Raw genomic sequence first — 8,678 nt, 5'->3', positions numbered from 1 at the left:
CCCCCGCCCCGGCGGCCGCGGCGCGCCCCCCCCCCCCCCCCGGGGCGCGCGGGGGGGGGGGGGGGGGGGGGGGCCCCCCCCCCCCCCCCCCCCCGCCAGGGAGCCTCCGGTCCGCAGTGGACCGGCGGGATCAGGGAGCCAGCCGCTCCACGGCCCACTGATCGTCGCCGCGCCGGAACCGCAGCCGGTCGTGCAGCCGGTCCGGCCGGCCCTGCCAGAACTCGACGGCCTGCGGGACGATCCGCCAGCCGCCCCAGTGCGGCGGCACCGGCACCTTCGCGTTGTCGCCGAAGCGCCGTTCGATGCCGTTGAGCGCGGACTGCAGCGCCTCCCGCCCGGTGACGACCCGGGACTGCGGGGAGGCCCAGGCGCCGAGCTGCGACCCGCGCGGGCGCACCGCCCAGTAGTCGGCGGTCTCCTCGGCGCGCACCTTCTCGACGGTGCCGCGCACGTTGACCTGCCGCTGCAGCGCCAGCCACGGGAACGTCGCCGCGGCCACCCGGGTCGCGGTGAGGTCGTGGCTCTTCGCGGAGGTGTAGTTGGTGAAGAACACCAGGCCGCGCTCGTCGAACCCCTTGCACAGCACGGTCCGCGAGGACGGGTACCCGTCGGCGTCCGCGGTCGCCAGCACCATCGCGTTCGGCTCCTGCACCTCCGCCCGGACGGCCTCGTCGAACCAGATCCGGAGCTGTTCGTGCCAGGTCTCGGCGAGCACCGCCTCGTGCAGCGAACCCGCCTCGTAGGACACCCGCATGGACGACAAAGTGCCGGTGCTCACGGTGCTTTCGGACATCCGTTCCCTTCCTCCCTGACCCGACTGGTGGTGCTGTTCATCGACGGCGCCGGAGGATACGAGCTCGCCCGGTCGACGCGGTCGCCGCGGACCGCGCCACGGCACCGCTACGACGGTAAACGGAGTGGGAACCCGGGCCGAACCAGCGGGGACGCCACGATCGATTCCGCAAACGATGCAGTGACAGCGGGCACACTCGAATGGCCGCGGAACCGCGGCCGGTTCGTCCGGTTCGACCGGTGGCCGCCGCCCGCGGGTCGCCGTGCGGAAGGGACGCCAACGCTTCCGGGTGGCCGGCTGGTGCTTCCGGGTGGTGTTGCGGGCCGCCGGACCTCGCGCCCCGGCCGACCTCGCGCACCAGGCCGGGCCGCGCACCCGGAACTCGCCGGACCCCCGCGGGGGACGAGCCGCGGGTGAACCCGTCGAAACAGGAATTGATCCGGGTCGGCACCGGTTTCGCGGGATCGTCACGAGCTCCGGCCCCGTTCCGCCGTGTGATCTTCGCCATCGGGGCGACCCGCACCGATTGCCCGCGGCCGCGGCGCGGGTGCACTGTTACCCGCGCAGCACAGGCGGCGACCGATCGCACTCGTGCTCATGCACCCCGCCACGTCCGCCGCGCGCCCCCGAGGTGCGCGGCAACCGGAACGACTCAACGAGGAGACGAGGCAACCATGGGCACCAGCACCGACGGCACCGACTTCCGCCCCGGCCTGGAGGGCGTGGTCGCCTTCCAGACCGAGATCGCCGAGCCGGACCGGGACGGCGGCGCGCTGCGCTACCGCGGCGTGGACATCGAGGACCTCGCGGGCAAGGTCTCGTTCGGCGACGTCTGGCAGCTGCTCGTCGACGGCGCCTTCGGCCGCGGCCTGCCCGACGCGGGCGGCGCACCGCTGCCGGTGCGCACCGGCGACGTCCGCACCGACGCGCAGGCCGCGATCGCGATGCTCGCCCCGGCGCACGGCTTCGCACCGCTGCTGGACATCACCGAGGACGCCGCCCGCGACCAGCTGGCGCTGGCGACCGTGCTCGGGCTGTCCTACGTGGCCCAGTCCGCGCGCGGCACCGAACTGCCCGCGGTCCCCGCCGAGCGGATCGCCGAGGCCACCACGCTCACCGAAGCGTTCCTGACCCGCTGGCGCGGCGAACCGGACCCGGCGCACGTGCAGGCGCTGGACGCCTACTGGGTGTCGGCCGCGGAGCACGGCCTGAACGCCTCCACCTTCACCGCCCGCGTCATCGCCTCCACCGGCGCCGACGTGGCGGCCAGCCTGTCCGGCGCGGTCGGCGCCATGTCCGGCCCGCTGCACGGCGGGGCGCCCGCCCGGGTGCTGCCGATGCTCGCCGAGGCGGAGCGCACCGGCGACGCCCGCCGCGTCGTCGAGTCCATCCTGGACGGCGGCGACCGGCTGATGGGCTTCGGCCACCGGGTCTACCGCGCCGAGGACCCGCGGGCGCGGGTGCTGCGCAGCACCTGCGAGCAGCTCGGCGCGCCGCGCTTCGAGGCCGCCGCCGAGCTGGAGCGGGCCGCGCTGTCGGTGCTGCGGGAGCGGCGCCCGGACCGGCAGATCGAGACGAACGTGGAGTTCTGGGCCGCGGTGATTCTGGACTTCGCCGAGGTCCCGACCTCGATGATGCCCGCGATGTTCACCTGCGCCCGCACCGCCGGCTGGTCGGCGCACGTGCTGGAGCAGAAGCGCACCGGGCGGCTGGTGCGCCCGTCGGCGCAGTACGTCGGACCGGAGCCGCGCTCCCCGCAGCAGGTCGAGGGCTGGGACTCCGTCTCGGCGCTGCCGGTCGCCGCGGTCTGATCCCGGGGCCCGCGCGGTGCCGCACCGCGCGGGCCACCCAGCGTGACCGAGCACCCGCCGGTGATCACGGACCGTGCCCGGCTCGGTAGGCTGGGGCGGCACGGCGGCGCGCTCCCCGGAACGCGACGCCGCGCACCCGGGCGGGCACGGCGGGGCACCGCGCCCCCCTGAGCGAAATGCCTGGTCACAGGCACTGATTTCGATCACAGCGCGGTCGGGTTGCTGGCCAAAGAGCCGCCCGCGCAGTAAGTTGCCCCACGGCTCCGGCAACCGCGGCGCGGCGGGATTTCACCGATCCGACCCGTAGCCGCGGCACGCATCGAGCCCCGAACCGGCAACGGCGCCGGTCCACCCGAGGCGACCCGGGGTCCGCCGAACCCCGTCGTCCACCCGCGGGCCCGCCCGGCCTGGGCGCGGCAGCCGCGGGGCAAGCCGATTCGACAACTCCCGGAGGCGCCGGAATGACGCAGGCCGAAACCGACCCGACCACCTTGAAGCTGCCCGCCGAGCTCCTGCCGTCCGACGGCCGCTTCGGCTGCGGCCCGTCCAAGGTCCGCACCGAGCAGCTGGCCCGGCTGGCCTCCGACGGCGCCGCGGTGATGGGCACCTCGCACCGGCAGAAGCCGGTGAAGTCCCTGGTCGGCCGGGTCCGCGAAGGCCTGGGCCAGCTGTTCTCGCTGCCCGAGGGCTACGAGGTCGTGCTGGGCGTCGGCGGCACCACCGCGTTCTGGGACGCCGCGACCTTCGGCCTGGTGCGGGAGAAGTCGCTGCACCTGACCTACGGCGAGTTCTCGCAGAAGTTCGCCAAGGCCGCCAAGGCCGCCCCCTTCCTCGGCGACCCGATCGTCGTCTCCGCCGAGCCGGGCGACGCCCCCGAGCCGGTGTCGGACCCGAGCGTCGACCTGATCGGCTGGGCGCACAACGAGACCTCCACCGGCGTGATGCTGCCCCCGTCCCGCCCGGCGGGCTCGGAGCAGGCGCTGATGGCGGTGGACGCGACCTCCGGCGCGGGCGGGCTGCCGTTCGATGCGTCCGCCGTGGACGTCTACTACTTCGCGCCGCAGAAGTCCTTCGCCTCCGACGGCGGGCTGTGGCTGGCCGCGCTGAGCCCGGCCGCGATCGAGCGCATCGGCGAGATCGGTGCCTCGGGCCGCTGGGTGCCGGAGTTCCTGTCGCTGCCGACGGCGCTGGACAACTCGCGCAAGGACCAGACCTACAACACCCCCGCGGTGGCGACGCTGTTCCTGCTGGCCGACCAGATCGACTGGATGAACGGCAACGGCGGCCTGGACTGGTGCTCCTCCCGGACCCGCGAGTCCTCGCAGCGGCTGTACCAGTGGGCGGAGGCGTCGAGCTTCGCCACGCCGTTCGTGCAGGACCCGGCGAAGCGCTCGCAGGTCGTGGTCACGCTGGACTTCGACGACTCGATCGACGCGGCCGCGATCGCCAAGGCGCTGCGCGCGAACGGCGTCGTCGACACCGAGCCGTACCGCAAGCTGGGCCGCAACCAGCTGCGCGTCGGCACGTTCCCGGCGGTCGAGCCGGACGACGTCACCAAGCTCACCGGGTCCATCGACTGGGTGGTCTCGCAGCTCACCTGAGCGCGGCGCCCCCATCCGACCTGGTCGCCACCGCACCATGGCGACCGGCACATCCGTGTCACCCGAACTGGCTCTTGATCACTTGCTGTGATCGGAATTGCGGCGGATTTCGTCAAGTGTTCGCATGTCGACCGCTGTTCAGGCAAGATCGGGTAGGGAGAGGATGGTCACGAAGCGACACCGAACCCGGCGTGGCTCCCCCGTCAAGGGGGCACGCCGGGTTACGGTCACAGCTTGGTGACAACGACCGGGGAGGCTAGCGTATGCGCGCGCTGCGGGTTGTCGGGCTTGACGAGGACGGTGAGACCGTCATCTGCGAGGACCCGGAGAACGGCGACCGCTTTTCCGTGCCCGCCGACGAGCGGCTGCGGGCGGCCGCTCGCGGCGACCTGACCCGGCTGGGCCAAGTCCAGATCGAGATGGAGGCGCAGATGCGCCCCCGCGAGATCCAGGCGCGGGTCCGCGCCGGGGCCTCGGTCCAGGACGTCGCCGCCGCGGCCGGGATCCCCGAGCAGCGGGTCGAGCGCTACGCCTACCCCGTCCTGCTGGAACGCGCGCAGATCGCCGAGCGCTCGCAGCGCGCCCACCCCGTCCGCGAGGACGGCCCCGACGTGCAGACCCTCGGCGAGGTCATCGCGCACACCTTCGGGATGCGCGGCCACGACCTCACCGACGCCGACTGGGACGCGTGGCGCGGCGAGGACGGCAAGTGGGTCGTCCGGTTGCAGTGGCAGGCCGGTCGCTCCGAGAACCGGGCGCACTGGGTGTTCCACCCGGGTGCGCACGGCGGCACCGTCGCCCCGCTCGACGACCACGCGGTCGACTTGCTGGACCCGTCGCCGAACCGGCCGCTGCGGACCGTGCGACCGGTGACGGCGCTCGCCCGGGAGGCGTTGGAGCTGGACGAGACCGAGGAGGAAACGGTCGACGCGGCCGCGGAGGACACCGCGCCGCCGCCCGCTCCGCCGAAGCCCTCGACCCCGGCGATCCCCGCGCTGGACCTGGACACCACCCCACCGGCGCCGGCCGAACCGGAACCAGCCGGACCGCTGGCCGAGCAGGCCGGCGAGGACGACCTGGAAGCGGTGGAGGACGAGGCGGCCCGCAAGACCGAACCGGCCCGCCGCCGCAAGAACCACCCGATGGTCCCGTCCTGGGAGGACGTCCTGCTGGGCGTCCGCTCGCACCGCTAGCCCCAGCGCTCGACGACGGCCCCTCCGGCACCGCGCCGGAGGGGCCGTCGCACGTCCGGGCCCCGCACGTCCGGTCCCGCGGCGGCCCACCTCGCGCCGCGCCGTGTCAGCCGAGCAAGGACAGCAGCAGGGCGAGCCAGGCGAGCAGGACGCCGCCCGCCGCGCCGAACGCGACCCAGCGCCACACCGGCAACCGGCGGCCGATCCAGATCGAGGGAGCGAACCCGCCGACCACCACGACGTTGACCAGCACCGCCAGCAGCAGGTTCACCTCGCCCAACCCGATGCTCACCACCACGAGCGAGACGGTGACGAGCGCGGCGATGACGACGGCGACGGCGCCGCCGGTGGCCCACGGCGTCGGTTCCGGCACCGCGCCGACCGGGCCCGCGCGGCGGACCCGGCTCACCCGGCCGCGCGCGGGGTCCCAGTAGCCGACCTCGCCGCCGGTCTCGGCGGCCAGCCGCGCGGCGAGCTGGCGGCCGCGGCGGGCCATCAGGGTCGCCGAGCTCTCCCCCGCGATGTCCTGGTCCGGCGCCACCGCCTCCACCACGTGCGCCCACTCGTGCAGGTCCTCGACGAGTTCCGCGGGCAGCGCGAGCCGCGCGGGGTCGTACTCGCGGACCGGTCGCTCCCCGGCGCGTTCCGGGCGGTCGACGAGCACGGCACGTCCCCGGCGCACCCGCAGCTCCCACCGCGAGCGCTGCGCGGCCCCGATCATCTCGCCCCGCTCATCGCGTGGAAGACGATCGCCCCGGCGGTGGCGACGTTGAGCGAGTCGACCTCGGGGCTCATCGGGATGCGCACCGGCAGGTCGGCCGCGGAGATGGTGTCCTCGGCCAGGCCCGGTCCTTCCGAACCGAGCAGCACCGCGACCTTGCCCCGGTCGAGCCCGGCTTCGGCCAGCGGGGCCGCGGTGGCGCGCGGGGTCAGCGCCGCGGTCCGGAAGCCGTGCTCGGCGAGCAGCGGCAACCCGCCGGGCCAGTCGTCGAAGGTGGCGAACGGGACCCGCAGCACGTGACCCATCGAGACGCGGATGCTGCGCCGGTACAGCGGGTCGGCGCAGCCCGCGCCGAGCAGGACGCCGTCGATGCCGAGCGCGGCGGCGTTGCGGAACAGCGCGCCCAGGTTCTCGTGGTCGCCGACGCCCTCCAGCACGGCGAGCCGCTGGGAGCGGGCGATCAGGTCCTCGGCGGTGGTGGCCGGTGCGCGGTCGGCGACGGCGAGCACGCCCCGGTTGAGGTGGAAGCCGACGACGGCGCTCATCACGTCCGGCTCCACCGCGTACGCGGGCACGTCCGCCCCGGCGAGCTGCTCGTCGAGCGCGTCGATGCGGCGGTGGACGCCCAGCAGCGCGCGCACCGGGTACGGCGAGGCCAGCAGCCGCTCGACGACGACCACGCCCTCGGCGATGACGAGTCCGCGCCCGCCGGGCCGGTCCGGGCGGCGATCGGCGGTGGCGAGGTCCCGGAAGTCGTCGACGCGCGGGTCGTCGACGTCGGTCACCTGGTGCACGCGTGCCACGGCACGCATCTTCGCATTCGGCCCCGGTCCGACCGGCAGCATGTCGCGATCTCGCCGGGCGATGACCCAGGTCACAGCGGCGAAGCGTGCGCGGTGGGCATAACGGGTACTTCCGCACTGTTAGTTGTAGAGAGCAAGCTGTTGTCGTCGCCCACCACGATCCGGACCCGGCCGGGCCGCCGGATGCGGGAGCCGCGGCGCCGGGACCTCGATCCCCGGTGGCCGCGCGTCCCGGCACGACGACGACCGCACCTGGGGTTCACCGGCCGCCCGCACCGACACCGCCGCCGCGCGCACGAGACGGCGGCCAGCGATGAGGAGACGTATGTCCACCGCCGAGGAGGCCACGATCGACGGCGCGCAGCGCCGGCTGGGGAGCAAGACCAAGTTCGCCCTGATCCTCGGTGGGCTGACGGCCTTCGGGCCGCTGTCCATCGACATGTACCTGCCCGCGCTGCCGCAGCTGACCGCGGAGCTGGGGGCTTCGGAGTCGCAGGCGCAGCTGACGCTGACCGCGGTGCTGCTGGGGTTGGCGCTGGGCCAGCTGATCGCGGGGCCGATCAGCGATTCGGTCGGCAGGCGCCGCCCGCTGCTGGTCGGGCTCGTCGTCTACATCGTCGCGTCCGTGCTGTGCGCGCTGTCCGGTTCGATCTACGCGCTGGCCGCGCTGCGCGCGTTGCAGGGCGCGGGTGCCGCGGCCGGCATGGTGATCGCGCGGGCCGCGGTCCGCGACCTGTACTCCGGGGCGGAGGCCGCGCGGTTCTTCTCCTCGTTGATGCTGGTGACGGGCCTGGCCCCGATCCTGGCGCCGGTGATCGGCGGCCAGGTGCTCGCGCACACCACGTGGCGCGGGGTGTTCGTGGTGCTGACCGCGTTCGGCACCGTGCTGCTGCTGGTGGCGGCGTTCCTGCTGCCGGAGACGAAGCCGGAGCGGTGGCGGCAGCCCGCGCGGCTGGGCAGCACCTTCCGCACCTTCGGTTCGCTGCTGGCCGCGCCGTCGTTCTTGGGCAACGCGCTGGCCGGCGGGCTGGGCATGGCGGCGATGTTCGCCTACATCTCCGGGTCGTCGTTCGTGCTGCAGAACATCTACGGGATGTCGCCGCAGACCTACAGCCTCGCGTTCGGGGCGAACGCGATCGGGCTGGTGCTGGCCGGGCAGATCAACGCGCGGCTGGTGGGCCGGGTGGCCACCGAGGCGCAGTTGCTGGTGGGTGCGCTGCTGGTCTCGTCGGTGGCGGGCGCGGTGCTGCTGGCCTCGGCGGTGCTGGACCTGCCGCTGCCGTTCCTGCTGGGCGCGCTGTTCGTGATGGTGGCGGCGCTGGGCTTCGTCATGCCGAACACGACGATGCTGGCGCTGGCCGACAACCGCGAGGTGGCCGGGAGCGCCTCGGCGCTGCTGGGCGTCTGCCAGTTCATCGTCGGTGCGCTGGCCGCGCCGCTGGTGGGCCTGGGCGGCACCGGTTCGGCGGTGCCGATGGCGACGGTGATGTTCGGCGTCGTGGTCGCCTCCGCGGTGGTGTTCCTGACGCTGGGTCGGCGCGGCACGACCCGCACCGAGGTGGTGGCCAGCTCCGCTGGGCAAGCGACCGCGGCCCCCGCCGAGCGTCCTGCCGCCGAGCGCCCCGCCACCGAGCGCTGAGCCTGTCCCGGGGGGGGGGGGGGGGGGGGGGCGGCCCCCCCCGCCCCCCCGGGGGGGGGGGGGCCCGGGGGGGGGGGCGCGGGGGGGGGGGCCGGGGGCGGGCGGGGGGGGCGGCGG

Annotated in this window: 7 protein-coding genes; 4 read left to right on the top strand and 3 right to left on the bottom strand. The window is 74.8% G+C overall.

Features of this window, described 5'->3' with window-relative positions:
* Nucleotides 1-130: 130 nt before the first annotated feature.
* Complete coding sequence (gene pdxH / locus LCD31_RS26110) at nt 131-793, bottom strand: pyridoxamine 5'-phosphate oxidase (protein ID WP_224962349.1); 663 nt, start codon at nt 791-793, stop codon at nt 131-133.
* A gap of 674 nt (nt 794-1,467) precedes the next feature.
* Between pdxH and LCD31_RS26105 the strand changes: the two genes are divergently transcribed.
* The 3 genes from LCD31_RS26105 to sepH all read left to right on the top strand — a co-directional run bounded on the left by LCD31_RS26105 (nt 1,468) and on the right by sepH (nt 5,398).
* On the top strand, nt 1,468-2,604 hold the full coding sequence (locus LCD31_RS26105; RefSeq protein ID WP_224962346.1) for a citrate synthase 2: 1,137 nt from the start codon (nt 1,468-1,470) through the stop codon (nt 2,602-2,604).
* Between the two features lie 461 nt (nt 2,605-3,065).
* Nucleotides 3,066-4,205, top strand: coding sequence for a phosphoserine transaminase (serC, locus tag LCD31_RS26100; protein WP_224962345.1), 1,140 nt, complete (start codon nt 3,066-3,068; stop codon nt 4,203-4,205).
* A gap of 263 nt (nt 4,206-4,468) precedes the next feature.
* Nucleotides 4,469-5,398, top strand: coding sequence for a septation protein SepH (gene sepH, locus LCD31_RS26095; protein ID WP_224962343.1), 930 nt, complete (start codon nt 4,469-4,471; stop codon nt 5,396-5,398).
* 106 nt (nt 5,399-5,504) lie between these two features.
* On the opposite strand, the gene LCD31_RS26090 is transcribed toward sepH, so the two are convergent.
* Complete coding sequence (locus LCD31_RS26090; RefSeq protein ID WP_224962341.1) at nt 5,505-6,119, bottom strand: DUF2537 domain-containing protein; 615 nt, start codon at nt 6,117-6,119, stop codon at nt 5,505-5,507.
* A complete protein-coding gene (locus LCD31_RS26085) occupies nt 6,116-6,931 on the bottom strand; it encodes an RNA methyltransferase (protein ID WP_224962339.1) in 816 nt (271 codons plus the stop codon). Before LCD31_RS26085 ends, LCD31_RS26090 begins: the two co-directional genes overlap by 4 nt.
* Before the next feature lie 316 nt (nt 6,932-7,247).
* Between LCD31_RS26085 and LCD31_RS26080 the strand changes: the two genes are divergently transcribed.
* Nucleotides 7,248-8,561, top strand: a complete 1,314-nt coding sequence (locus tag LCD31_RS26080; protein WP_224962337.1) for a multidrug effflux MFS transporter — start codon at nt 7,248-7,250, stop codon at nt 8,559-8,561.
* Nucleotides 8,562-8,678: the final 117 nt, after the last annotated feature.

It is taken from the genome of Saccharopolyspora sp. 6M (assembly GCF_020176775.1).
GTDB lineage: Bacteria > Actinomycetota > Actinomycetes > Mycobacteriales > Pseudonocardiaceae > Saccharopolyspora_C > Saccharopolyspora_C gregorii.
Note: the sequence above shows the minus strand (reverse complement) of the source record. Positions and strands in the feature narration are given on the sequence as shown.